This is a genomic window from Streptomyces sp. SID5910 (assembly GCF_009862125.1).
Taxonomy (GTDB): Bacteria; Actinomycetota; Actinomycetes; order Streptomycetales; family Streptomycetaceae; genus Streptomyces.
Genome location: NZ_WWHX01000045.1, coordinates 1 through 572, shown reverse-complemented (window position 1 = coordinate 572; position 572 = coordinate 1). Strand labels below are relative to the sequence as shown.

Annotated in this window: 1 pseudogene; it reads right to left on the bottom strand. The window is 74.8% G+C overall.

The annotated features are described in order from the left end of the window. A pseudogene (locus GTW67_RS01595) lies at positions 1-447 on the bottom strand (cellulose-binding protein); the annotation flags it as partial. Positions 448-572: the final 125 nt, after the last annotated feature.

The window sequence follows — 572 nt, the reverse complement described above, 5'->3', positions numbered from 1 at the left end:
GATCCGCGCCTCGTCGGCCTCCGCCCGCGCCGCGTGCAGCCGCTGCCGGGCCCACTCGTCGGCCCCGGCCCGTACGGCGTCGGCGTCCGCCCGCGCGGACTCCCGGACCTCCGCCGCTCGGGCCCGCGCCCGCTCGACCAGCTCCTCGGCCCCGCGCCGCCCGCCCTCCCGCACGGCGTCGGCCTCCTCCTGGCCGAGCCGGAAGAGGCGGTGCGCCCGTTCCCCGAGCGACGCGTAGTCCTGCGGTGCGAGCCCGGCGACCGTCTCCCGCAGCCGGTCCAGCTCCGTCCCCATCTCGCGGGCCAGCACGGTCAGCCGGGCCGCCCGCTCCCACGCGGCGTCGCGCTCCCGCGAGAGGGCCTCGGCGCACGCGTCGACCTGTTCGGGACGGTAACCACGCCCGCGTACGGTCACGAAACCGTGCGGCGACGCCGATGCGCTGCTCATGCCGGAACCCCTGTTTCGCCCGATCCACTGACAGACTTCCGCGATGTCCGGACATCTTTACGGATCAGACGTAAACACTCATAACGCGACACTCCGCGCGAAAGCGGACGGTCGTGGTGTCCCGG